This window comes from Kribbella sp. NPDC055071 (assembly GCF_053608045.1).
Window position 1 is genome coordinate 1 of record NZ_JBSGUS010000030.1, and the last position, 24331, is coordinate 24331.

The 24331-nt window shown below is 67.4% G+C and carries 22 protein-coding genes; 8 read left to right on the plus strand and 14 right to left on the minus strand.

All coding sequences use genetic code 11. The features are described from left to right. Positions 1–125: 125 nt before the first annotated feature. Together ACWF4Z_RS33965 and ACWF4Z_RS33970 are read right to left on the minus strand one after the other, a co-directional pair. On the minus strand, positions 126–1049 hold the full coding sequence (locus ACWF4Z_RS33965) for a hypothetical protein (protein WP_452247299.1): 924 nt from the start codon (positions 1047–1049) through the stop codon (positions 126–128). Positions 1050–1132: 83 nt separating this feature from the next. Further along, entirely contained in the window at positions 1133–3871 is a 2739-nt protein-coding gene (locus tag ACWF4Z_RS33970; RefSeq protein ID WP_452247300.1) for a hypothetical protein, read from the minus strand. Positions 3872–4046: 175 nt separating this feature from the next. Between ACWF4Z_RS33970 and ACWF4Z_RS33975 the strand changes: the two genes are divergently transcribed. After that, positions 4047–5387 carry a serine/threonine-protein kinase gene (locus ACWF4Z_RS33975; RefSeq protein WP_452247301.1) on the plus strand — a complete coding sequence of 447 codons (1341 nt, stop codon included), beginning with the start codon at positions 4047–4049 and terminating at the stop codon, positions 5385–5387. A gap of 84 nt (positions 5388–5471) precedes the next feature. On the opposite strand, the gene ACWF4Z_RS33980 is transcribed toward ACWF4Z_RS33975, so the two are convergent. From ACWF4Z_RS33980 to ACWF4Z_RS34020, 9 genes are all read right to left on the minus strand, one after another. Then, a complete protein-coding gene (locus ACWF4Z_RS33980; RefSeq protein ID WP_452247302.1) occupies positions 5472–6047 on the minus strand; it encodes a GNAT family N-acetyltransferase in 576 nt (191 codons plus the stop codon). Positions 6048–6112: 65 nt separating this feature from the next. Continuing rightward, entirely contained in the window at positions 6113–7597 is a 1485-nt protein-coding gene (locus tag ACWF4Z_RS33985) for a hypothetical protein (RefSeq protein ID WP_452247303.1), read from the minus strand. 118 nt (positions 7598–7715) lie between these two features. Then, positions 7716–10241, minus strand: a complete 2526-nt coding sequence (locus ACWF4Z_RS33990; protein ID WP_452247304.1) for a LamG-like jellyroll fold domain-containing protein — start codon at positions 10239–10241, stop codon at positions 7716–7718. After that, entirely contained in the window at positions 10238–11263 is a 1026-nt protein-coding gene (locus ACWF4Z_RS33995) for a LacI family DNA-binding transcriptional regulator (RefSeq protein ID WP_452247305.1), read from the minus strand. Before ACWF4Z_RS33995 ends, ACWF4Z_RS33990 begins: the two co-directional genes overlap by 4 nt. A gap of 10 nt (positions 11264–11273) precedes the next feature. After that, positions 11274–12416, minus strand: a complete 1143-nt coding sequence (locus tag ACWF4Z_RS34000; RefSeq protein WP_452247306.1) for a glycoside hydrolase family 99-like domain-containing protein — start codon at positions 12414–12416, stop codon at positions 11274–11276. 17 nt (positions 12417–12433) lie between these two features. After that, on the minus strand, positions 12434–13222 hold the full coding sequence (locus ACWF4Z_RS34005) for a carbohydrate ABC transporter permease (RefSeq protein ID WP_452247307.1): 789 nt from the start codon (positions 13220–13222) through the stop codon (positions 12434–12436). A 2-nt stretch (positions 13223–13224) separates the two neighbouring features. Next, positions 13225–14151: a carbohydrate ABC transporter permease gene (locus ACWF4Z_RS34010; RefSeq protein ID WP_452247308.1), complete on the minus strand. Its 927-nt coding sequence runs from the start codon at positions 14149–14151 to the stop codon at positions 13225–13227. A 3-nt stretch (positions 14152–14154) separates the two neighbouring features. After that, positions 14155–15465 carry an ABC transporter substrate-binding protein gene (locus ACWF4Z_RS34015; RefSeq protein ID WP_452247309.1) on the minus strand — a complete coding sequence of 437 codons (1311 nt, stop codon included), beginning with the start codon at positions 15463–15465 and terminating at the stop codon, positions 14155–14157. A gap of 146 nt (positions 15466–15611) precedes the next feature. Beyond that, the gene (locus ACWF4Z_RS34020) at positions 15612–16622 is read right to left on the minus strand and encodes a YihY/virulence factor BrkB family protein (RefSeq protein ID WP_452247310.1); all 1011 of its coding nucleotides are present in this window, start codon (positions 16620–16622) and stop codon (positions 15612–15614) included. A gap of 56 nt (positions 16623–16678) precedes the next feature. Between ACWF4Z_RS34020 and ACWF4Z_RS34025 the strand changes: the two genes are divergently transcribed. From ACWF4Z_RS34025 to ACWF4Z_RS34055, 7 genes are all read left to right on the plus strand, one after another. Further along, entirely contained in the window at positions 16679–17437 is a 759-nt protein-coding gene (locus ACWF4Z_RS34025) for a carbohydrate deacetylase (RefSeq protein ID WP_452247311.1), read from the plus strand. Positions 17438–17503: 66 nt separating this feature from the next. Beyond that, entirely contained in the window at positions 17504–18046 is a 543-nt protein-coding gene (locus tag ACWF4Z_RS34030; RefSeq protein WP_452247360.1) for an RNA polymerase sigma factor, read from the plus strand. After that, complete coding sequence (locus tag ACWF4Z_RS34035) at positions 18040–18867, plus strand: hypothetical protein (protein ID WP_452247312.1); 828 nt, start codon at positions 18040–18042, stop codon at positions 18865–18867. The genes ACWF4Z_RS34030 and ACWF4Z_RS34035 overlap by 7 nt, the downstream gene beginning before the upstream one ends. Next, positions 18867–19733, plus strand: a complete 867-nt coding sequence (locus ACWF4Z_RS34040; RefSeq protein WP_452247313.1) for an ABC transporter ATP-binding protein — start codon at positions 18867–18869, stop codon at positions 19731–19733. Before ACWF4Z_RS34035 ends, ACWF4Z_RS34040 begins: the two co-directional genes overlap by 1 nt. Next, entirely contained in the window at positions 19730–20608 is an 879-nt protein-coding gene (locus ACWF4Z_RS34045) for a hypothetical protein (RefSeq protein WP_452247314.1), read from the plus strand. Before ACWF4Z_RS34040 ends, ACWF4Z_RS34045 begins: the two co-directional genes overlap by 4 nt. Positions 20609–20611: 3 nt before the next feature. Next, on the plus strand, positions 20612–21217 hold the full coding sequence (locus tag ACWF4Z_RS34050) for a hypothetical protein (RefSeq protein WP_452247315.1): 606 nt from the start codon (positions 20612–20614) through the stop codon (positions 21215–21217). A 33-nt stretch (positions 21218–21250) separates the two neighbouring features. Next, positions 21251–21760 carry a MarR family winged helix-turn-helix transcriptional regulator gene (locus tag ACWF4Z_RS34055; protein WP_452247316.1) on the plus strand — a complete coding sequence of 170 codons (510 nt, stop codon included), beginning with the start codon at positions 21251–21253 and terminating at the stop codon, positions 21758–21760. Here ACWF4Z_RS34055 and ACWF4Z_RS34060 read toward each other — a convergent pair. From ACWF4Z_RS34060 to ACWF4Z_RS34070, 3 genes are all read right to left on the minus strand, one after another. After that, positions 21748–22629, minus strand: a complete 882-nt coding sequence (locus ACWF4Z_RS34060; protein ID WP_452247317.1) for an NAD(P)H-binding protein — start codon at positions 22627–22629, stop codon at positions 21748–21750. The two genes, ACWF4Z_RS34055 and ACWF4Z_RS34060, sit on opposite strands and share 13 nt — an antisense overlap. Before the next feature lie 680 nt (positions 22630–23309). Continuing rightward, entirely contained in the window at positions 23310–23567 is a 258-nt protein-coding gene (locus tag ACWF4Z_RS34065; RefSeq protein WP_452247318.1) for a hypothetical protein, read from the minus strand. A 79-nt stretch (positions 23568–23646) separates the two neighbouring features. Further along, complete coding sequence (locus ACWF4Z_RS34070) at positions 23647–24261, minus strand: TetR/AcrR family transcriptional regulator (protein WP_452247319.1); 615 nt, start codon at positions 24259–24261, stop codon at positions 23647–23649. Positions 24262–24331 lie beyond the last annotated feature (70 nt).

The following is a 24331-nucleotide window of genomic DNA, read 5'->3' on the forward strand; positions in this document are numbered from 1 at the left end:
TTATACCACACACAAAAACACCAAACTGCCCCCCACACCCCCCCCCCACCCCGCCGTTAAAAAACATGAGCCCCCGCGGGGGGCGGCCCGGGGGGGGGGGGGGCCCGCCCGGAGGTAGGGCTGGGTCAGCCGCCGTTGAGGGTGTCGTACTTGGGCGCCCAGCGGAAGTACTGCGGGTCGGAGAAGGTCATCGGAACCTTGCCGACCTTCTTGATGACCGTCTTCGTCCCGGCGGTGTGCCCGAGGGCGTACATGTAGCCGGTCTGGGTGTCGCGGTCGATGCCGAGCAGCAGCGTTCCGGATGGTCCACAGCTCGTCGCGATGAGCTGCTCGTACACCTGCCAGGTGGAGTCGCGCAGCGTGGTGGCGGTCGGTCCGACCTGGTACGTGCTGGGCCACTGAAGCGCGATCAGCTTGCCCGCCCGGGTGTTCGCGATGAACGTGTCGTTGGTGTACGTACGGCCGATCACTGCCACCGACTTCACCGTGGTGAGTCCGCCGACACCCGACGTCATGCGCCACCCGGTGCCATCGGCGATCCAGCGGAACGTGGTGCCGTCGGTGCGCTGGCCGTACAGCGTCGTACGGCTCGGCTTGCCTGCGTCGGAGGGCCGGTAGACCGACTGCTCCATCCACCGGAATTCGCCCCAACCGCCGCCGATGCGGCTGTTCCGGTGCGGGTACTGCGGGTTGATCCGGCCCTGCGCGTCCGCGATGTACGAGCTGGCGTACAAGGCGCCGCCGAGCACAGTGAGGCCGGTTCGGCCCTCGCCACCCACCGACGTCGAGGTGACGAAGGTGCTGGTGTGCTGGACTTGGCCGGCCGCGAACGCCCCGGGCGTGGTGCGTACGGCGCTGACAGTGATCGGTATGGATGCGGTGATAGTGCGGCTGGTGTGTGCGCCGGTGGAGGTCACCGAGCCCAGCCGAAGCGAACAGGTTGCGGCCGTGGCAGCCGACGTGGTGGCCAGCGCGGGTGCGCCTGCCCCCAGGCCGAGCGTCAGTGCGAGTACCCCGGCCGAAGCCAGAGTTGTGGTCTTACGAAGCATCTGGATCGTCCTCCCCTCAGCCGAAGGCCCTGTGACCCTCGACACAGGGATTTGACGACGATGACGGTGAAAAAGTTGGTGGGTCAGGAGCCCTTGGGGTCTTGGTTCAGGCGGCGTTGGAGTTCGTAGAGGCCGGCGAGAGTGGTCGCGGAGAGACCGGTCTTTCCCGAGGTGGCGATGATCATCTTGAGGGTGTCGGCGACCTCGAAGCTCGAGTCGAACGTCCGCAGCAGCGCCTCCTGCACGCCGTACGCGCGGACCTCCTCGGCCAACTTCCGATAGTTGGCCTCGGCCACGTCGCGCTCCGTCACACTGCTCTTCCAGATCTTGACGACCAGCTCGTACTCGGACGGCGAAACACCCGGTCGGGGCATGCCGGTCGCCTTGTCCCAGACCGTGTCCAGCCTCTGTACGGCCTTCTTGAGCTCGTCCTCGGCGATGTGCCAGAGGTCCAGCGTGTTGATGCGCAGTTGCCGTTTGGCGCCGTACACACTGCTGAAGATCTCTTCCGTGCTGTCGTAGTACGGATGGCCCGGGGTCATCGGACCCTCGGCCATGGCCGCCGCGACGGCGTCCGCCTCGATGCCGAGTTCCGCCCTGATCTGGGGCGGAAACTTGCCCCGGCCCAGCTCGAGCTGCGCCATCCGGAAGTAATCCTGGGCGTGCGCGGCCTCGTGATACATCAGCGAGACGACGCCCTCCATCGACTGGTCGGGTGCCATCAACTGGATGCCGATATGGACCTCCCAGGTCTTGGCATCGAACAGGCCGTCGGCGCCCGACTTGAACTTGAGCCCCTTCAACGGCGGCAGGCCGTCCCTCTTCAACCGGTCGTTGAAGAGGTCGAGCAGACGCTGCCGCTTCTGCGCGACCGTCAGACTGGTCCAGGTCAGCGAGAACTCCCGGCGGGCCGCGGCCACGGTCGCGTCGAGCGAGGCTTGACTGGCCAAGCCGGTCGGGTCGACGAGCGGTGTGCTGGAGACGGTGCCGTACCGACCTTCCGCGATCGCCGCGACCTTGTCGACTGCCTCCTGGGCGCGGTCCGCGTCCGCGCGGACCTTGACCGCCGCGGCGTGGGCGCGCGCCGACTCCTCGGGTGGCGCGGTCTTCGCCGCGACCTCGGCGTCGCTGGCCGCCTTGGCCGCCGCATCCGCGTCGGCCTTCACAGTCGGAAGCTCAGCGGCCGCTGCCGCCTTCGCTGCATCTTGAGCCGCATCTTGGGCGGCGTCCTTGACTGTTTGCTTGGCAATGAGGCGCTCGGCCGCAGCCGCCGCCTTCGCGGCCCGTTCGGTGGCGACCTGCTCGAACTGCATGATCCCGCGCAGAGCACTTCGTACGCCGGATCCCGCGGCGAGCACGTCGAGCAGCCCGAACACGGCGGTCTCGATGACGGCCGCCTCGGCCTGGTTGACCTGGCCGTCGGTGAGCAGCGCGGTCTCCTCGGACGTGGTCGCGCCGTACGCCGCCCGCATCACGTCCGCCTTGCCTTTGGCGAGCGCCAGATCGACCGCGGCCTTCCCGCCGAGGCCGAGGGCGATCGCCGTACCACCGGTGGCCAGGCCGGCGACGACGTACGCAGCGGCCTCGGCCGTGGCGATCCCGATCGACTTGGCCAACTCGGCCCACCAGACGCCGGGCCGGTGCTGTGCGGCGAGGTCGCCGGCGATGGCGGAGTAGAAGCCGGACGAATTCCAGTTCCGGTCCGGGGTGACGACCTGGGAGCCCGCGATCAGCTGCGCCTGGAGCGGTTCCAGGTCCGGGGCGAGCGTCCCAAGGAGCGGGCGGGTCTTGGCGATGTTCGCGAGCACGCCCTTGAGACCGTCGCCGGCGGTGCGCAGTGCGTCGGCGTCCGAGCCGGTCGACACCGTCTTCGCCGCGGCCGGATCCTCGGGATGGCCGGCCACCATCGGGAACAGCGCCGGGTTGGCCATCGTCCGGACCCGGATCAGCAGCGACATCCGGTCGTACTGCTTCTTCACCTCTGCCCAAGGACGCGTCCCGGCGTCGCCCGCGTCCGCGCCGGTCATCGGCGGCGCCGCCGGATCGAAGGTCACCTGGGCACCGCGGACCGGCATGTCCCCGTCGATCGACGTGGGAACCATCTCGTAGCCGACCGGAATCCGCCGCAGCGCCGCCAACGCTTCCTGATCCGCGGCCAGCTGCGTCGCGTTGTTGCGCAGATCCTGCCGTTCGCGGTCCTGCTCGGCGGTCGGCGGGCCGGTGGTCACGTCACCGTCCGGGCTGAGCCCGAGGTGTTCGAACTCGTGCCGGCAGAACTGCTCGTTCAGATCGAGGTATCGCCGCGCCAGGTCCTCGACGTCCTGATAGAACACGTGCCGTACGCCGCTCACGTTGCGACCCTGCCGCATTGCCCCGGGCGCGACCTGGAACGACGTCTGCCAGTCCCCCGGATGCCCTTCCGCGACCTCCCGCAGGCTCGCGCCGAACGAGTCCCACAGTGGCACCAGCATGAACCGTTCGAGCAGGCCGCCGTGGTCGTTCAACGCTCGGATCATCCGGAGCCGCTGCTCCTGATTTGCCGCCGCGATGGTCGCCTCGTCCAGCTGGTTGATAAGGGCTGTGTCGTCGGATTCCGCGATCTGCGCGGCTCGCTCCCGCGGTGTTCCGCGGACCTCGGTTCCAGGCGTGATTCCGGCGGGGTGTGCCGAGTAGCCGGAGCGTTCGATCGCGTCGTTCCCGGCCTTGGAACCGAGGTCCACTACCTGTCCGGGCACCCCGTAGTCGGATCCGGCGTCGCGGATCGCGGCAGGCTTGCCGGTCCGTGGTTCCCGCTCTGCCGCGTCGACGTCCCGATCCGCCATGATTCGAGGCTATTGAACCGGTGACGGTATCCTTGGCCCTTCAGGTCCATTCATTGGCTCGACCAATCTGCCCGAAGGGTTATTAGTTGCCGTCGGCATCAACTGCTCAGCCGTACGGCGATGCAGGGCCGGGACCGGTTTCACCTGGTTCGCGCTCGGCGACCGTGGGTAAAGGATGACGGTGCTCGTAGCGAAGCGGTACAGATTGGGTTCCTCACTCGGCCGGGGCGGCATGGGTGAGGTCTTTCGGGCGACGGACGAACAGCTTGGGCGCGAGGTCGCGGTCAAGCTGCTGTTGACGTCGGACAACGACGCGCGGGCGGCAGAGCGCTTTCATCGGGAGGCGCGGGCGGCCGCGCGGCTGAACGATCCGCACGTGGTAGCCGTGTACGACTTCGGCAACCACGAGGAGAGTTTCTTCCTCGTGATGGAGCTCGTCGAGGGCGGCTCGGTCGCCGCCGAGCTCGCCGAGAACGGGCCGCTGCCGAAGGATCGCGCGATCGATCTCGTCGAGCAGAGCGCCGCCGGTCTGGCCGCCGCGCACCGCGAGGACGTCGTTCACCGCGACGTGAAGCCGAGCAACCTCCTGATCACGGAGAACGGGACCGTCAAGGTCGCCGACTTCGGGATCGCTCACCTTCCCGGCGACGGGGCGTCCACGCTCACGGCGACCGGCCAGATCATCGGCAGTGCGCACTACCTCTCGCCGGAGCGCGCCCGGGGTGGAGCGGCCGGGAAGGCCGACGATGTCTACGCGCTGGGGTGTGTGCTGTACCAGTTGGTCACCGGCGAGCCGCCGTTCACGGGTGAGCATCCCGCCGCGATCTTGTATCAGCACGTCGACACCACCCCGACGCGTCCGAGCCTGACCAACCCCGAGCTGGGTGGGCCGTTCGAGCAGGTCCTGCTGCAGATGCTCGCGAAGGATCCCGCCGATCGTCCGACCGCGGACGAGATCGCCAACGGCGCGCTGCGTACCCAGCAGTTCACCGGACCCACGGTGCCCGCGATCATTGCGCCCGCCATCGGTGATTCCTCCGGCGGACCGACCGCTCCGATTCCCGTGCGGAAGGCGCCGGATCAGGCGCAGACTCAGCGCCTCCTGATCGGCGCGATCGTCCTGCTGGTCGTGGTCGGCGCGGTCATGGCCGGCGTCCTGCTGAACGCGAACCGGTCGAAGTCCCCGACGAATGACGTCGGCCCCCAGCCGGGGGTGACTACCAGCCCGACGACGAATCCGTCCGGCTCGATCCCGACGACGCAGCCGACCCAGCCTGCGCAGAGTCAGTCGGCCCCCACCACCCCGACCACGACCCCGAGCGCCACCCGGCCGACAACCACACCCAGCACGACGCCGACCACCACCCCGACCACAACCAAGCCCTCCACCACGCCAACTCCAACCCCGACCCCGAGGCCCACTCCCACGCCCACCCCGACCCCCACGCCCACCCCCACAGCCTCAACCACCCCGCCGCCCAACACCCCAACCCCCACCGCTTCGATCACCCCGTAGCCTCAGCGGCACCAGCGACCTACTCGCATTCTGCAGACGGCCAGCTTGCCGGTGGTCTGAACCCCGGAGCGCCGGCGCCGTTGGCTAGGCCGGTTTCACCGTGCGGGTGACGACCCAGCGATGGGGTGAGATCGGCCGGGTGCGCGTGAAGCCGTGACTTTCGAAGGCCGCCATCGGGCCGGTGTGCAGGAACGATCCCGACAGCTTGCGATCGTCGGTCTCCTCGGGATACCCCTCGACCACGCCTCCGCCGCTGCGGGCGATCTGGTCGAGTGCCCCACCCAGTGCTGCGTTCGCGACGCCGCGGCCGCGCAGGCCTTTGCCGGTGAAGAAGCAGGTGATCCGCCAATCCGGCAAGGACTCGAGGCCCTTGTCGTACAGGCGTTTGCTCTTGATCTCCGGCAACTCCGCAGGCGAACCGAACTGACACCAGCCCAAGCATGCGTCACCGTCGAACACCAGCGCGGCGTGCGTCCGCCCGTCCCGAACCCGCTCTTCCTTCTCGGCCCGGTTCTCGGCCGGTGTCCGGCCTTTCAGCTTGATATGGAAGCCCACGCACCAGCAGCCACCCCACACCCCGTTGTTCGCCTCGACCAGCTCGGCGAACGCCGGCCAGGTCTCCGAAACCAACGGCCGGACAACGAGAGTCTCAGCGCTCATGCTTCCTCCGCCCACAGTGGTCCACACCTGAATCTCACCGTAAACGAAGCCCCCGACAGTCTTCGCTACGGCAACGCCGGGACCTTCTGACCTACACTCAGCGCCGCCTGGGTGAGGAGGGGGATGAGGGTTTCGTAGCTGATTGCCGCTCGGGCCAGGGCCGCGGCGGCCGCCGGGGCTGTCGCGGAGGCGGCCTCTGGGAGGAGAGCCGCGATGGCCGGGCCGAGCAGACCCAGCGCGACCATCGACTCGACACCCAGGCCGAGGTCCCCGCGGACATCGGCGCGGAGCCGCTCGGGGCTGTCGTTGTGCTCCAGTTTGCCGGCAACGCGATAGACGATCGCTCCTGGCCAGGGGCAGCACCAGATGAGGCGGCCGCCGTCGGGCCACGGCGCCACGCCCTCTGCGCCAGGATTCGCCGCCACTCCTGCCCGGAACATGCCGAAGCCGGGGATGTCGATGCTCGCCAGCAGTTCGAGATACCCGTTCATCTCGGGTACGGCTTTGTCGGCGGACTCCATCGACTTGATCTCGTAGACCTGCAGCTTGCCGATGTCGAGGATGTCCGGCCGCATCTTGAGGTCCGCGATGATCTTCTGTGGCAGCCGCTTGTACAGCTTGTCGAGCTTGCCCGCGCCGATGTCCATCACCTCGGCGGCGTACTGGACGATCTTGATGATCGTCGGGTCCGCGAGTGTCGGCATGTTCATGCTCGCGTAGAGGCCGCCGATGATCGTGTGTGCAAGCTTGCCCTCGGCAAGCATCTTGGGTTCGGTGAGCACCGCCGCCACCCCGGCCGACATGGCGGCGCCGAGGATCTTGATGGCGTCCTCCACCCCGGCGCCCTTGTCCGCGGCCGGCTTCACACTCTGCACGCCGGGCAGCCCGATCCCGCCGAGTACGACCGAGGCGGCCGTGGCAGCGGGCACACCCTGTGCCTGCATCGTCGCGGCGACCCGGATCGCGTCGGTTCCCGGCGCGGCCGACACGACCGGCGCCTGCACGCGGACGATCGCGTCGATCAGCCGCTGCCGGCTCACGCCGGAGAGCGCGGTGAGGACCGAGTTGTAGAGCTCCCAGACCTGCTCCGGTCGCAACGCGCCTACTCGTTCGTCGATGCCGGGCGCGTTGAATCCGTTCAGGTGGACCGCCGCTTCGTCCCAATCGTCACCCGCCTTCGCCCGTTCGTAGGCGCCGTCGAGCAGGGCGGCCCGGACCCGGTGGTTCCACGGCTCGACCGCGGTGAGCAGCGAACGCTGCCGGTCCGGTGCCATCGCCTTCACCCGACCCGAGATGTCGGCGTCGCTGAACCCGTTCAGAACCCGCGTCGCCTCGGCCCACTGGGGCGGGCTCGCACCCACGGCCTTCTCGAGTTCGGCATCCAGTTCGATGGCGGACCTGGCCTGAGCGGCGCCGCTGACCGCCTGGTTGCCGGCCTGCGCCTGCAAGTCGAGCAGCGGGTGATCGGTGCCGCCGTCGGCGTCGGCGCGCGGACCCGTCGGAGTACGCCGGACCTGCTCGCGTGGCTCGGTCTCCTTCGACGGGTCCATAAGCCCAAGATCGAACGTCGACGCAGCCGGCGACAGGGCGCCGAGCGCGCTCCCGCGGGCAGCCTTCCGGCCCGATCGGGCAGTGGCTGCCCTGGGTCGGAAGGCCCCGACAGTTCCGCTACGAGGCGTTCTGGGCGAAGAGAGCTGTTACCTCCGCCGCCGAGAGCGCGCGGTCGAAGACGCGGACGCCGTCGACGCTGCCGTTGAGGAAGTCGACCGGTCCACCGCCGAAGCGGCCCCGGCCGACCGTCAGCGGACCCGTCGCCTTGTCACCGAACCCCAGCACCGACGTCGATCCAGCCTTCTGCCCGTCCACATAGATGGTCAGCGTCGAGGCAGTGATGTCCCGTACGCCGACCAGGTGGTACCAACGTCCCGGCTGTACGACGACGTCCTTGGCGACCGCGCGCGTCCCCAGAGCCGCAAACGCAAGACGCTGGTCGGCAGCAGACCATTGCAGGAAGAAGGTGCTGTTCTGCGCGCCGTCCTCGCCGACGACAGTCTGGAAGCCGCCGCCCACCTGGTTGAACCGAACCCAGGCCGAGACGCTGTAGTTGTTGTTCGCATCCGTCGTCAGCACCGGACCGGTCGTGGCCGCAGAGCCGTTGCCGCCGAACTGGACCGCGCCACCGGTCAGGCCACTGGTCCACTGGGCTCCGCCGGTCAAGGTCAGCGGATCCGTCCCGACCGAGTCCGCGGCCGACGTACCGGTGCCTTCGTCGAAGGCCCACGCGTGCACGCCCGTCAGACCGGGCGTTCCCGCCGGAGGGGTCGGCGGCGCCTTCGTGGCGGCGGCGATCACCTCCTGATTGACCGTCCGCACTCGCTGTTCGTCCACCTTCAGGTAGGCGCGGTCGTACGTGAGCAGGCCCGGCTGTTCTCCCTCGATGTCAGTGATCTCTGTATAGACCGACCCCGAGAGTCCGTACGGCGCGCCTTGATCGCGAAGGACTGCGGTATTGGCGACGTACGCATCGGTCAGCGCGGCGTTGCTGGTCACGGAGTTCGGCAGGTCCGTGGGCGCGCCCGGCCACAAATGGCCCGCGACCGAGTAGTTGTAGCCGCCGTGCTCGCCGTCCATCGATGCCCGTTGAGCATCGGGCGCAGGCAGGGCCGGACCCGGATAGACGTGCCAATCGATCACGTCCCCACCGCCCGGATCACCTGGTGTGTAACAGCAATTGGTCCCACTTCGCTCATCCATCAACCGGGTCGGGTCCTGGGTCTTCAGCTGCGTGCCGACGTCGGCCGCGGCCTGCACCGACCACTGCCCCCAACCCTCGTTGAACGGGATCCAGCCGATGATCGAGGTGACGTTGCGGAGCTGATCGACCATCCTGCCCGCCTCGGCACGGAAGTTCGCCTTCTCGCCGGCGGTCAGGCTGCCACTGCTCTCCGGCGTCATCGCCGGAATGTCCTGCCAGACCATCAGACCGAGCTTGTCCGCCCAGTAGTACCAGCGGGCTGGCTCGATCTTGATGTGCTTACGAATGGTGTTGAAGCCGAGGTCCTTCGTCTTCTGCAGATCGAACTCGAGCGCCTCGTCCGTCGGCGCCGTGTAGATGCCGTCGGGCCAGAATCCCTGGTCGAGGGTGCCGAGCAGGAACGTCGGCTTGTGGTTGAGCGTCACCCGCTGCTTGCCGTTGACGTTCTCGACCGCGACCTCGCGCAGGCCGGCGTAACTCTCCACCACATCGGACTTCACCCGCGCCTTGAACGTGTACAAATGCGGATCGTCCGGAGTCCACAGGTGGGGCTTGGGGACGACGATCCGCAGCGGGCCGGTGGCCGAGCCATTGCCGGAGGCAACCTTCTTCGCACCGTCGAAGACGTCGACCGAAAGCCTCGCGCCGGTGACATCGCCGTTGTACGTCGCAGTGACCGTAAACGAACCGGTGTCGACATCCGGCGTTGCGGTGAAGCCGGCGATGCTCGTGGACTGCACGGGCTCCAGCCAGACGGTCTGCCAGATGCCGGACGATGCCGTGAACCACACCCCGCCGAGCGGGCCGGGATCGAGTCGCTGCTTGCCAACCGGGATATGCGCACTGTCTACGGGGGAGTGCACCGCCACGATGATCTCCTGCGGTCCGCTCGCCGTCAGGGCGCTGGTGATGTCCGCGCTGAAGGCGTCGTACCCGCCGAGGTGCCGGGCGACTTGCTGACCGTTGACGTAGACGGTGGCGTCGTAGGTGACCGCGCCGAAGTTCAACCGGACATGCTGGTTGTTCTTGGTGTACGCCGTCGGTACGACGACCGTCCGCCGGTACAGCATGTAGTCGTAGTGCTTCTGTACGCCGGAGAGCACGGACTCGATCGGATACGGCACCAGCACCTTCCCACTCAGGCTCTGTCCGAAGGTGATGGGGGAGAAGCCGTCCCACGAGGAGAATTGCCAGAGCCCGTTGAGGTTCGTCCAGGTGGGCGCCGCGGCCGTCGGCCGCGCCAACTGGGGTCTCGGGTAGTCGGGCAGTGCGTTGGTCGGGGAAACCTGGGCGGTCCACGGGGTCGGTAGTGGCGGTGTGGCGCCACTCCACGTGGTCACACCGGCGGCGCCTCCTGGCTGCACGGTCATGCTGGTCAGAGCAATCGCTGCGACGAGGGCGGACGCCACTTTCAGCAGCCGCGATCTCTTGATCGTCATGTCTTTCGCCTCCCTTGGTGAATCGTCGATCCCCGCACGATGAGCTCCGGGGTGAAGGTGATCTGGCGCTGTGGCCGGGACGGGTCGTCGGCGGTCTCGAAGAGCAGGCGGGCCGCGGACTCGCCGATGTCGTGGGCGGGCTGGCGCACCGTGGTCAGGGGGACGACGGCGAGCTGGGCCTCGCCGATGTCGTCGTACCCGACCACCGCGATGTCGCCGGGGACGCTCCAGCCGTCCCGGATGAGCTTGTTGACGATCGCGATCGCGATCATGTCGTTGCCGCAGAGCACCGCGGTCGGGCGCGGTCGCATCGCCGTGATCAGGTCGGCCAGCTCACTTCGCTCGCGCACGGTACGGCCCGCCGCGTCGGCGCGCTGGAGCAGGCTGGGATCCAGACCAGCCGCCTCGATCGCGAGAAGTGCGCCTTCGTATCGTGCCTTCAGCACGAGGTCGCCGCCCGGACCGCCGGCGAAGAGGACGTGCCGGTGTCCCAGATCGAGCAGGTGCTTCATCGCCAGGAACCCGCCGTCGTGCTGATTGACGATGACGGCCGACGAGGTCAGCGCCATCCCTTCGTGACCCAGAACGACGACCGGAGTCCCTACCGACCGGAGGTCCCCGAGGTCCGGCGGCTCCGCGGTTGCCGAGGCGATGATGAGGCCACCGGCCCGCATCTCAGCCAGGTTGCGGACATAGACGCCCTGCCGAACCGGATCGCCGGCGGTGTCGCAGTACACCAGGACGAAACCTCGGCTGCGGGCCACGTCCTCGACACCGCGGGCAATCTCAGTGAAATAAGGGTTTGCGGCATCGGGGACCAAGAGCCCGAGGGTGTGCGTGCGATTGCCACGCAACGTCCGGACGGCCCGATTGGGGACGAACCGCGTCTCCTCGATCGCGCGGTCGATCCGCGCTCGCGTCTCGGCCGCGACCGTCTTGGTGCCGTTGATGTAGTTCGACACCGTCCCGATCGACACCCCGGCCAGGGCGGCGACGTCCTTGATGGTGACACTCTTCGCCACTTGGCTCCCCTTATTCGGACCGGCCGAACACGTCGCGGATCATCTCGAGAAATCCGTGGCCGTGGTGCGTATCGGGCAGCAGTACCGACCCTTCCGTCCACTCGTTCCACGCGTTGATCGTAATGATCGGATGCGGCTGGCCGTGCCGCTCGAGGAACGACCGGGCCAGCAGCAGCCCGTCCTTGAAGTCCGCCGGTGCGGGGTCGAAGGTGGTGGTCCAGGGGTAGTAGCCGCGCGCGAATTCGCGACTCTGATCGGTCCGCGGGGATGCGTCCCACCCGACCGTCACATTCGGATAGAACGGTACGTCGAGGGTGGCGGCGTACCGCTCGTACTCGGCGAACGCGGACGCGGACAGTGGTTCGATCTCGGACCGCGGGAAGTCGAATCCGCCCAGATCGGCGTGGTGCACCCAGATGTACGACGTCGCCGACAAGAAGCCGAGCTTGCTGACCAACTGGGTGGGATCGTCGAGCGTGATGGAAGCGGGGAGTACGCCGACTCCCCAGATCACCGCGTCCAGATGAAGACCCGCGAATCCCGCCGCCCTGGTCTGCTCGTCGAACCACTGCAGCGCGTCGGCCGTCGCCTCGACACTGCCGAGGCCGCGGATGAGATTGCCGAGCTCGTAGATCGAGAACCAGGGCCGGCCGTCCACGGTGAGATAGTTCGGCCGGGAGAAATAGGCATCGATGACATGCGTCGCCATTTCCTCGAAAGCAGGCCGACCGATCGCGCCGTTCTTGAGCAGTTCGGGGGAATTGTCGGCCGGGTTGTCGTGCGGAAAGATGTCGACGAGTTGGTGGTTCGCCCACATCAAGGCGAATTCGACGTCATCGCGATTCGGCGCGGCCAGCAGACCGTCGTCGAGTGCACCCTGCAGATAAGGTCCGTCGTCGTACCAGTAGTAGTCGATCAGGAAGCCGTCGACGCCGTACTGCTTGGCCAAACCGATCTGAGCTGCCGCGCTCGCTGCGGTGGCCTCGTCGAACGTCCCGCCGAGTGGGACCCGCGGCTGCCGATGCCCGGCAAAGCGTGGCTTCGCCGCCTCGAGCAGTCTCCACTCGTCCCAGTCGTGGCCGAACCACTGCGCGTTCCGCGGATCCCGATGCCAATCGGGAAAGTAGTACGCCAGTATCTTCGGTCGATCCATCGATGCGGGCTCCTTGATCATTTGACCGCGCCGGCGGAGATGCCGGTACGGAAGGTCTTCTGCAGCACGATGAAGACCACGACGACGGGCAGCGAAATCAGGATGTTCGCGGCGAAGATCTTCGGGGTGTCGACGAGTCGCTCGCTCTGGAAGTACGTCGGGACCTGGGTCAGCAGCTGCAGGTCGGTCGACTGGATGAACAGCAGCGGCAGCAGGTACTCGTTCCAGGCGGCCAGGAACGTGAAGATCGCGACGACCGACAGGATCGGCCGGCAGACCGGGACGAGGATCTGCCAGAAGAACTGCCACGAGTTCGCCCCGTCCAGGCGGCCGGCTTCGTACAGCTCGGCCGGCAGCCCGCGAATGTAGTTGGTACTGACGAGCACGCCGAACGGGATCGAGATCACCGTCAGCGGGACGATCACCGACCAGTACGTGTCGAGCAGTCCGATCGCCTGGATCACGTAGTACAGCGGGACGACCAGCGAGATCGCGGGCAGCGCGAGCCCGGTCAGGATGACGACCGCGCCGATCCCCGACCCGCGTGGCCGCAGCACGGCGAAGCAGTACGACGCGCTGAGTCCGAGGTACATCACGAGCACCACGGTCGTGACCGCGACGATCAGGCTGTTCGCGAAGAACCGGGGGAACGGCGTCGACGACAGCACCAGCCCGTAGTTGCTGAGTCCTTCACCGCCGAGCGATTCCGTCACGATCAGCACCAGCGGAACGACGAGCACCACCAGCGCGATCAGGACCAGGATCTGGCTGAAGATCCGGCCCGGCAGGCGTTGGAACTGGAACATCGCTACCTGCTTTCGCTGGTCGAGAGGCGGACCTGCAGGATCGAGAAGACCAGCGCGAGGAGGACGAGCACGATCGACAGGGCCGCGCCGTACCCGGCGTGGAACTGCGCGATCACCTGCCGGTAGATGTAGCCGGTCAGCACCTGCGTGGTCGTGCCCGGCCCGCCGCCGGTGGTGAGGAAGACGAGGTCGAACATCTTGAGCGCGCTGATGAAGCCGAGCACGATCAGCACGATGTGTGAACCTCTGAGCATCGGCGCCACCACCGTCCGGATCAGCTGCCAGCTGCTCGCGCCGTCGATGCGGGCCGCCTCGAAGAGCCCGCGATCGATCTGGCCGATGGCCGCGTCGTAGATGAGGAAGCTGTAGCCCGTGTACTGCCAGACGTTGATCAGGATGATCGCGCCGAACGCCGTCTTCGGATCGGCCAGCCAGGCCTGGTCGAAGCCGCTGAAGCCGAGCCCTTGGAGCAACTGGCTGAAACCGCCGTCCGGCGTGAGCAGGATGCGGAACGACGTTGCGACGACGGCCGGCGCCAGTACGACGGGCACGAAGACGAGCGTCCGGAGCAGTCCCCGCAGTACCACTCTGGTGCGGACGAGAACGGCCAGCCCGAGGCCGAGTACGAGCTGGATCGCCACGGTGGCGACTGCGAAGACGAGGGTATTGCGCAGCGACTGCCAGAAGATCGGGTCCTGGAAGAGCTTCGAGTAGTTCGCACCGCCGATGAAGTCGGTCGGCGTCCCCACGCCGGACCAGTCGAAGAGCGAGTAGAACGCGTTGGCCACGATGCCCGCGTGAATGACTCCGACGACGAGGATGAGCGCCGGCAGCGCCCACAGGTAGTCCGACAGCGCGGGACGCCCCTTGGCCGACGACTCCGCCGGTGGCGCCGAAACCACGACCTCCTGCTGCACCTGGGTAGCCATGACCTATCGGGTGACCGATTGCGACGCGGACTGGACCTTCTTGAGGGCGTCCTCCGGTGACGACGTACCCGCGGCCACCGCGGAGAGCGCGTCGCCGAGAGCCGTCGACAGATCGCTGTACGGGATCTGACGTGCACCGATCAGGCTGGTCAGTGCTTGCTGCTGGCCTTCGATGTCTGCCACCTGGCTGGGGTTGATCACATCCGTGGTCGCGACCTTCACCGAGGTGATCGCTGGGATGTTGCCACCGGCCGCCTGGATCTTCTGGCCGTCACCGGCGGTCAGAAACTCCAGAAACTTGAACGCCGCGTCCTGCTGGGACGACTTCGCCGACACCGCGAACCCGTTGTCCGGTCCGCCGAACAGCTTCGTCGGCGTGCCGCCGGCGATCGGCGCAGGGAACGGCGCCGACAGGAACAGCCCGTCGATCTTCCTCGTCACGGTCTTCTGCGCGTCGACCTGACCGGTCTTGGTCATGGTCGCCGGCGTGTTCCAGGTGCCGAGGGCAATGAACGCCGCTTTGTCTTCCAGGAAGGTGGTTTGGGCATCGGGGTACTCGGTGGCCGCGGTCGCGCCGGCCGGGATGATGCCGCTGGTGAACAGCTCCGACCAGGCCTTCATCGCCTGCACGAACTCAGGATCTGTCCACGACGCCTTCCCGCCGATGGCGTCGTACACCTTGCCGGGGGCGATGCTGTTGATCAGCGAGAGGTACACATCGAGGTTGACCCATGCGTCCTTGGCGCCGTGGGCGAGACACTTGACGTTGTGGGCCTTCAGCGTTGCGCAGGCCTGCTTCCACTGATCGAAGTCGGTCGGCACACTGACGCCATACTGGTCGAGCAGCTTCTTGTTGTAGTAGATGAGCCCGGCTGCCGACATGTACGCCGGGAGCGCGACCTGCTTCTTGTCGACCTGCAGCTGGCTGAGCCCCTCGGGGTTGAACTTGCCGGCCCAGTCCTGGCCCAGGTCCTTCGCCACACGGTCCTCGACCGGGACAGCCAGCGGACCGAAGTTCGTGGTCAGGTCGCCGGGCTGGACCTGGAACACGTCCGGGCCCTTACCGGACGAGAGGCCAGGCCTGAGCGCGGTGACGTAGTCGTTGTACGCGTACTGCTTGTACGTCACCTTGATCGACGGATTCGCCGCCTCGAAGTCCTTGATCGCCTGCGGGCTGTTGAAAGCGTTCCAGCCCCACCAGGTGAGCGTCACCGGCCCACTCGCGGACGACTCCGTCCCGGACGAGCACCCGGCGAGAGCGATCGCCGCGGCCACGGCGAGAATCCCGGCGCCCCACCTTCCTCTGCCAGCCATCAGCCAACTCCTCACGCCCAAAAGTGAAATGTTTCAACGAGTCGTGATCGTAAGCCTGAGTCGAAACCGTGTCCATACCTCAAGGGCGAGCAATAGATTGGTGAATCATTTCACTAGCCGGGGCGAGCCGACAGCGTGAGCGGGAGCTAGGCGGCGCCGGCGTCGGTGTCGGTCGGCGCAGCAGGCGGGGGTTCGAAGGTGACCTTGATGCGCTCGCCGGGTTTGTGGCGCTGGGCCTTGGCGTACATCGTGTACGCGCGCCGGTCGGCGTCGGTGAGCTCGGCAGCGTCGGTGAAGACGGCGCGCAGTGAGCGCGGGTAGAGCCGGTGTGCTGCCACCGCGTTGACTTCGGCGCCGAAGATCGCGATCACCGAGGCGGCGTAGATGAGGCCGATCAGGCCGAGGGTGAAGGCGAAGACGCTGTTGAGCTCGCTCGCACGGGCGAGGACGTGGTTCACGTAGATGCCGCCGAGGCGTTCGAGCAGATGCCAGCCGATCGCGGTGAAGAGGGCGCCCGGGACGATCTTGCGCAGTGGCGGGCGCGGCGAGGTGCCAGGTCGTAGGCAGATCGTCAGCAGCGCGGTGAGGATGACGATCGAGCCGAGGGAGACGAACCAGCCCATCCCGGTTGCCACGTCGCCGGGGAGCTTGGCCTGACTGCCCGCGAGAACGGTCAGGCTCGCGAAGCTGATCACCGTCAGGCCCGCCAGCGACAGCAGCGCACCGGACCGCAGTCGGCCTCGAAACGGATCCGGTCGCTCGTTGCGAGGGACCCCCCAGATCACGTGGATCGCGTTCTGCAGTGCCTGGCCGAGTCCGAGCACGCCGTACACCGCGGTGATCGAGCCGACGATGATGGCCGGCGTACTGCCCTGGAGACCCTGTGGAGTCGCGAGCTGGGTGCCGACGATCGGGAACTCCCGCAACGCCGACTCCAGAACCTCCTGCTCGAGCTGGGGATTGCCCTGCAACAGCGAGCCGAGGACGGACGACGTGATCAGCAGCATCGGGAAGATCGCCACGAAGGCGTAGTACGTGACGATGACGGCCAGATAGCTGCCCTGGTCATCGAAGAACTTGAGCACCACGCCGACTGGAAGCCCGACCGCCCGACGCCGCCGCTGCACCCGATCCAGCCACCTACCCAAGCTACGCACGACCCAACGGTAGAGGTACGGTGCTGACTCGGGTCGTCGGGTGATGTGGAGTCGGCGTGGCTGGAGATATCCGTCTGATCGTTCAGGGCGACGACTTCGGGATGTGCCATGCGGTGAACGTCGGGACGCTGCAGGCGTTCACCGACGGGATCCTGACGCAGGCCTCCACGATGGCGGCATGCCCGTGGTTCACCGAGGCGGCGGCGTTGGCGCGGGCGTCCGGGATTCCGCTCGGCGTGCATCAGACCCTGACCTGCGAGTGGGACTTCCTACGCTGGCGGCCGTTGACCGACGGGCCGTCGCTGGTGGGTGACGACGGTACGTTCCGGCGGACGGTCGCCGAGGCACAGGCGTCGATCACGCGGGAGGACGCCATACGCGAGCTGTCCGCTCAGGTCGCGAAGTTCGCCGCCGAGGGACTCGAGATCGATTACCTCGATGTCCACATGGGCGAGTCGGCGCCGGATGCGTACGACGAGATCGCGACCGCGGCCGGCAAGCCGTACATCTACGGGCCGTCGGAGTCGCGGCGTTTCGCCTCGATCGAAACCCTCAGCGACCGCGACGCCGCCGAGAAGAAGCCCTGGGTGCTGGACCATATCGCCGCGATGACCCCCGGCGTGCACCTGCTGGTCACCCACTGCGCGGCCGCCCACCCCGAGCTTGCGGCGATGACTTCCCCCGGCACCGACACCTACCGCTGGGGTGAGGAATACCGCCTCTCCGACCAGGAAATCGTCACCGACCCCGAGATCCGCCAGGCCATCGAAGCCCGAGGCATCGACCTGGTCACCGTCCGCACCGCCTTCAACTGACAAAACTGTTCCCGCCGAGAGTGATCCGCGCGGGGTCCGAGGCGCGACAGTGGTGTCGTGCAAGCGATGACCGACTCCGAACTCCTGGCCTTGGTGGCCGAGGGGGAGGAGCCTGCGCTCCGGGAGCTCGTTGAGCGGCACACCGCGTGGCTGCTGCTGCGGCTGCGTCGCCGTACGTCGGACGAGGATCTTGCCCGGGAAGCGCTGCACGACACGTTCGTAGCGGTGTGGAAGAACCCGAAGGCGTTTCGTGGCGAAGGCGACGTCGGTGCGTGGTTGTGGGGGATCGCGATCCGGCAGCTCATCAGTAGGTTGCGCAAGCGCGCGCTGCCGACGCCGGTCACGGCGCAGGTGATCTCCGCGCTGTCCCCGGCCGTCCGCTCGGCCGAGGACGAGCTGCTCGTCGCGGTCGAGCACGGCTCGGTCGGCGCGGCACTGCGTGGACTTTCACCCGAACTGCGTCAGGTGCTGCAGGTGACGGTGGTGGACGGCCTGTCCACTCGGGAAGCGGCTCAGTTGTTGGGGATTCCGCACGGGACGGTCAAGAGCAGGCTGCGGACCGCGAAGACCAGGTTGCGTGAGCAACTACTGGCGGTGGAGGCATGGTGACGAACACTCAGGAGTGGCATGTGGCGCCCGAGCTGTGGGAGGGGTACGCCGCCGGCGCACTGGATCCGGCCGCCGAGCTGTCCGTCGAGACCCACGTGATGAGCTGTTCGCAATGCCGCGCGATGGCAGGCTCGTATGTCGTTCCGGACATCCAGGAGACTGTCTGGCGGTCGGTCCAGCAATCGGTCAGCGCGCCGAAGGTGGCGTTCCCGCTGCGGTGGCTGCGAAGGCTCGGAGTTCCTGACCACGAGCTCGTGGTCCTCGGTGCTGCAGATGCGGTGATGCTGCCGTGGATCACCGCAGTCGGTGCTGCACTCGCCTGTGCGATCGTCAGTGGGCTGTCCGGTCTTCGGTACGAGATGGCGTTCCTGGTCCTTGCACCTCTGGTCCCGGTGTTGTCGGTGGTCGCGGCGTTCGATGCCACCAAGTCGCTGCGTGAGGTCAGCGCGCCTACGCCGTACTCGAAGCTGCGGCTTGCGCTCTTGCGGACGAGTTTCGCGTTGGCGTTCGCCGTACCGGTGACCATGGCGATCGGCTTGCTCATACCGAACCTGCAGTCGCTGGCCTTTGCCTGGCTGCTGCCCGGTCTCGGGCTGACGGCCTCAGCACTGGTCCTGCTGACGTGGTTGCGGCCGTGGATCGTCGGCGGAGTCGTGTCGGCGCTGTGGGGGAGTGCCGCCGCTGCGGCGAGTGGGTTCGATCGGACGGACCTGATCACCGGCATTGGTTCCCAACTCGGTTTCGTGCTGGCCGCACTTGCCCTCGGTCTGATCTTCACAGTTCGAACGACGAGCTGGCGACTCTTAGGTGGTGACAGCTGATGGCGACAGCGGTGCTGGAAGGCGTGTCGAAGAAGTACGGCCGGATCACGGCCCTTCAGCCGACGACCGTGTCACTCGAGCCGGGTGTCGTCGGCCTGCTCGGGCCCAACGGCGCGGGCAAGACCACAATGCTGCGGCTGCTCGCGACCGCGCTCCCGCCGACCTCGGGGCGGATCGTCGTCGCCGGGCAGGACGTCACCCGGTCGCACACCGAGCGAACCGAGGCGCGGCGGCGGGTCGGATACCTCCCGCAGGAGGTGATCTTCCCGCGCGGGATGACGGCTCTCGGTTTCCTGGACTACATCGCGGTGCTGAAGGAGTGGAAGGAGACGGCGGCGCGGCGGGCCGAGACTCGCCGCGTGCTCGAGCTCGTGCAGCTCGGTGACCGTGGCAGCGTGAAGGTCGCGAAGCTCTCAGGTGGCCAGCGTCGCCGGCTCGCGATCGCGCAGGCCTTGATCGGTACGCCGGAGTTGCTCGTGCTCGATGAACCCACCACCGGCCTCGATCCCGAACAGCGTGCGTCGTTGCGCGGCGTCCTGTCCGGACTGGCCGGGACCGTACTCATCTCGACCCATCAGACCGACGACATCTCGGCGTTGTGCGACCGGGTGCTGGTCATCGACGGCGGCGCGATCCGCTTCGACGGCACTGTGCCCCAACTGCTTGCCACGGCCGCCGGCCGTGTGCAGATCGGGCCGACCGGCAACGCCGGCGCGGTCCAGACGTGGAAAACCGGAACCGGGCTGGTCCGGTCCGTCGGGGGACAGCCCGCCCCCGACTCCGCAGGCGTCGACCCATCGGTGGAAGACGCCTACCTGCTGCTCCGTGCGGAGCGGCGTACTTCAGAAGGAGTCATCAGCCCATGAGTTCCTACGTTGTCGGTGGATCAACGCTCGGCGTACTCACCCGGCAGGAGATCACCAACTACAGCAGGCACAAACTGTTCTGGCTCGGCGCAATCGTCACTATCGCGTTCTCGGTAGGCCTTGTCATCCATCCCGGAGCGGAGTCGTCCAGCCTCTACGCGATCGTGCCCGCGGCCGCACTCGGTCTGTTCGGACTGGTCACGATGTTCGGTCTGACCCGGCGCTCGGACCGTGCTGCCGAGGCGGCCGGTGCGGTTGTCGTCCCCGAGCGGACTCGAACCCTGGCCCTCGCAGGTGCGGTGGTGGTCCCGTTCGCCCTGGCGCTCGTCGCGTACGTCGTTGCCGTCGGCGTCTATCTCGCGAGTCCGCCGGACGCGTCGACCGTCCCCGACGGCGCGAGTACGGCGTACGTCGCCGCACAGATGTTCGGAGACGGTGTGATGGCAGCGGTCGGCGGTCCACTGCTCGGTCTGCTGTTGGCGCGCTACCTACCCAGGCGAGGTGTCGCGGTCGTGTCAGTGGTCGTGCTGGTCCTCGCGACGATTCTCTTGCAGGGCAATTTCAAGGGTGGTCAGCCGTACCGGGTGTTCTGGATCTGGACGTATTTCGTCGGTCCGGCCGGCTGGACTCCGGCCCCGGATGGGCACAGCCACTGGGTCACCGCGCCCGGTAACCCCTACATCTGGGTGCTCTACCTGATCGTCGTGTGTGCGCTCGGGGTGGTGGCAGCGGTTCGTCACGACCCGGACTCCGATCGCACGCAGTTGAACAGGATCGCGATCGGCCTGGTCGCTGTCGCCCTGGTCCTCGGAGTTCTCGCGATGACCGTTGGCTTCACCGACACCCTGTACAACCCGATCCCGCTGCCGGACTAGACGATGATGCGCTACGCCGTCCGCGCGGTCCCTTGGCTGCGGATCGCGCTGGCGGCCGGGCTGGTCGTCGTACTGATGGAGCTCGTGCGTTGGGATCCCTGGGTGTTGTGGCCATTGCAAGGGACGGCGGTCGGTCTGCTCGCCGGTGCATCCGCGTGGTGTTTCGACGAGCAGGCAGCCGCTGTTGTCGATGTCTCGCCGCGCGGACTCGGCTGGCGGACGATCGCCCGTTCTCCTGCGGTCGCTGTCCTCGCGGGGATCTGGGTCGCGGTGGTGGTCCACTCGCGGGGTGCACTGTTCGGACACTCAGGCGTCGTACTGATTCAGGGGTTGGTCGCGATGCTGCTCGGCGCCGGCTGGGCGGTGTGGCGCCGGTCCGGAGGCGATTCGATGCCCGGGATGGCCTGTGCGACTCTCGCCGTACCGCTTGCGTCCGCGTGGGCGCTGGCGCGTCCGCTGGAGCGCCACCTACCGGTCTTCCCGTACGCGACCGGCGGAGTGTACGGCGATTGGTCCGGAAGCCTCATCTTGTGGGCCTGCGTCGGAGCTGCCGCGTTGAGCCTGCTCACTGCGGCACTCGCCGACGTCCGGTGGAGGTTTCCGGCCTGACTTGAATCGGCAAGTGAATGCTACCGTGGGGGAATGGCTGGTCGGTCGAGGAAGCGCCCGACCGACACCGCAGAGGTGTCGGTCCAGTGGTTGAGCGACGACGAGCTGGCGGCCTGGCTGTCGATCGTTCGGCTGATGACGTGGTTGCCGTGGTCGATCGACCAGCAGTTGCAGCGCGATGCGGGGCTCGCGATGGTCGAGTACCAGGTGCTGGCGATGTTGTCGCAGGGTCCGCAGCGGACGTTGCGGATGAGCACTCTCGCTGAGGTGACCAACGCGTCGTTGTCCCGGCTGTCCCATCTCGTGAAGCGGTTGGAGGCTCGCGACCTGGTCCGGCGCGAGCCGGATCCGAATGACGGTCGGTTCACCAACGCGACCCTGACCGATGCGGGGTTCGAGCTGCTGGAGTCAGCGGCTCCGCAGCACGTCGCGCACGTGCGGTCCCTCGTCGTCGACGTGCTGTCCGCCGAGCAGCTGCGCCGGATGGGGCGCGATGCGGACCGCATCACGGCCCGCATCGACACCTCCAGTCAGCTGCGGTAGGAGCCCTGCCGGAACTCTTCGACCAGCCCCGGGTGGGTCGGCGCCCAGCCCAGTTCGGTGCGGGCCCGGTCGGTCGCCGTCGCCTGGTCGAGGAGCAGAACCTCGGCGAAGTAGTCGCCGAGCCGCTGCCGTGCCTCGTCGTCCGACCCCGGGACAGCGCCGGCGGCGCCGGCCGCGACCGCTGCCGCCTCGGTCAGCTCGGCCACCGTCGAGTCGACGCCGTTACCGACGACGTAGTAGCCGCGGGCCGAGTCGTTCTCGAGCACGCGGCGGAAGAACTCGGCCAGGTCGGCCACGTGAACCGTCGGCCAGTGCTGCTGGCCGCTCCCGAGGATGATGAGGCGTCCGGCGTCGTCCCGGGGTGAGCCGACCAGGACACCCGGGACGCCGCCGCCGGCATCGCCGTACGCGACGCCCGCAACGATGACGACACCGCGGAGGTCGTCGCGGTCGACGACGCGCCGGTTGACCGCTTCGCGCCACGCCACCAGCGCCGGCGAGTTCTGCGGCGACTCCTCGGTGATCGACAAATTGGTCCCGTAGACCCAGATGCCGCTGATGTCGACGAAGGGCTTGCCGGTACCGCCATACGCCTTGAGCGCCGCGTCGACGACCGCGGAGTTCAGGTCGGCGCTCGTGGCGTCGCCCGGGCTGGCGGTGTTGACGGCACCGTCGGCACCGGCGAACGCCTCCGCCACCGCCGGCTGATCGTAGAGATCGACGACCACGGCATCGGCGCCGCGCGCGGTCACGGCCACTGCCTGCTCGTCGGTGCGGACCAGCGCGGTCACTTGATGACCATGCTCGATCAGGTCGCCCAGCACGTGCGAGCCGACGTATCCCGTGCCGCCAGTCAAAGCCACTCTCATGGCCAGTCACCTTCTATGTGGTTGGTTTGACTTGATGATTCAAGTTACCACGCCGAGTTGATCTGTCAACCCGCTGCCGTCCTTGCGGGGGGTCTGTGGTGTCGCGGTTGTGGGCTGCGTGATCGTGGCGACTGGGGAAAGAACGCGGCGGTCTCGGAGCCGCTGGCCAGAGTGGTCGCGCGTTGGGGGTGATCACGAGGCGGAATGTGGTTGGGCCTGACAGGGTGTGGTCGCGCGCCGGGGGCGTGTTTGTCGACGACGGTGGACCTGGTCAGGGTTGTCGGGCCGATTGTCGGCCGGTTGCCGGGCACGGGGGAGCGGGGTGAGCTGAGCTGATTTCATGGGTTGGCCCATGAAATCGGGGGATGCGGACCCTGGATATGGGTGTGCAACCCCTGATATCAGTGGCAGACCCACGAATTTGAGTGGGCTACCCAGGAAATCGGGCCGGCGGTGCGGGGGCGGGGTGGCCGGGGTCGGGTGGGTTGGTGGGGATGGGTGTGGGCTGGTGGGGATGGGTTGTTGAGTCGTGGCGATTGGTTCGTACTGGGATATTCGAGTCGTGGATTATGTCGCGAACATTGGGCGTGTCGTCGGCCACGATCCACGACTCGATGAACCAGATCAGGTGAACCAGATCAGGTGAACCAGATCAGGTGAACCAGATCAGGTGAACCAGATCAGGTGAACCAGATCAGGTCCAGGCTCCAGGCGCCGTACTGGGGGTAGCAGTACCAGGTGCTGGCGTGCTGCTGGCGGGCTTGGGACGAACCGATGTCGTTGCAGATGGATTCGGTCGGGATGCCAGTAGCGATCCGCTGGGAGATTTGGCTGGCGTGGGCCGGGGCCGCCGCCAGGCCGATGATGCTGACGCCGATGGCGGCGGTGGCGCCGAGACGTGTTGCGGTCCGGAGCGGGGACTTCGGAAAGCTGCTCATCGCTGACTCCTTGCTGGGGATGGATGCGCGATCGTCGCACCCACAGCAACCCCGAACAATCGATGAAACCACCGTCGAATTACCGGGTCTGCCAGTGGTCCAACTCGGTGAGGATGGTGGCTAGTTCGGGGCGTACGGCGGCGGCGATCTCCGCTGGGGTTTGGCCTTCGTGGGTGCGGCGGCCGGTCTCGTCGATCAGGATGCGGAAGACGCCGGCGAGAGCTATGCCCTGGATCCGGGCGATCTCCGGCGGGACGTCGGTGGTGTCGCTGATGACCGCGGCCACTGCGACGGCCTGCCGGTCGATCATCTCCAGGACCAGCCGGTTGACCGCGGGGCTGATCGCCGCGAGATAGCCGAGGTTGCCGCGGGCCGTCTCGGCCGGCCGGCCGTCGATGTCCGCGACCGTCGCCAGGACGAACTCACGGATGGCGGCCGCCGGGGTGGTCCCTTCCGGGCGGTTGCGGATCAGCTCGCCCAGTTGGTCCTGGATCTGCTGCTCGCGGTCGATGACGAGGTCTTCCTTGGTCGGGAAGTAGTTGTAGAGCGTCTGCTCGGCCACCTCCGCCGCGCGCGCGACCTCGCTGACCGTCACCTGCTCGTAGCCCCGCTCGGCGAACAGCCGCGCCGCGGTCTCGGCGATCAGCCGACGGGTGCGTGCCTTCTTGACCTCGCGAAGTCCGGGTTCAGCCATGCCAGAAGGCTAGCAGGCTCCAAACTTAGAGCGGACCCTAAAAATGTGGTACGGTCGATCCGACATCGAC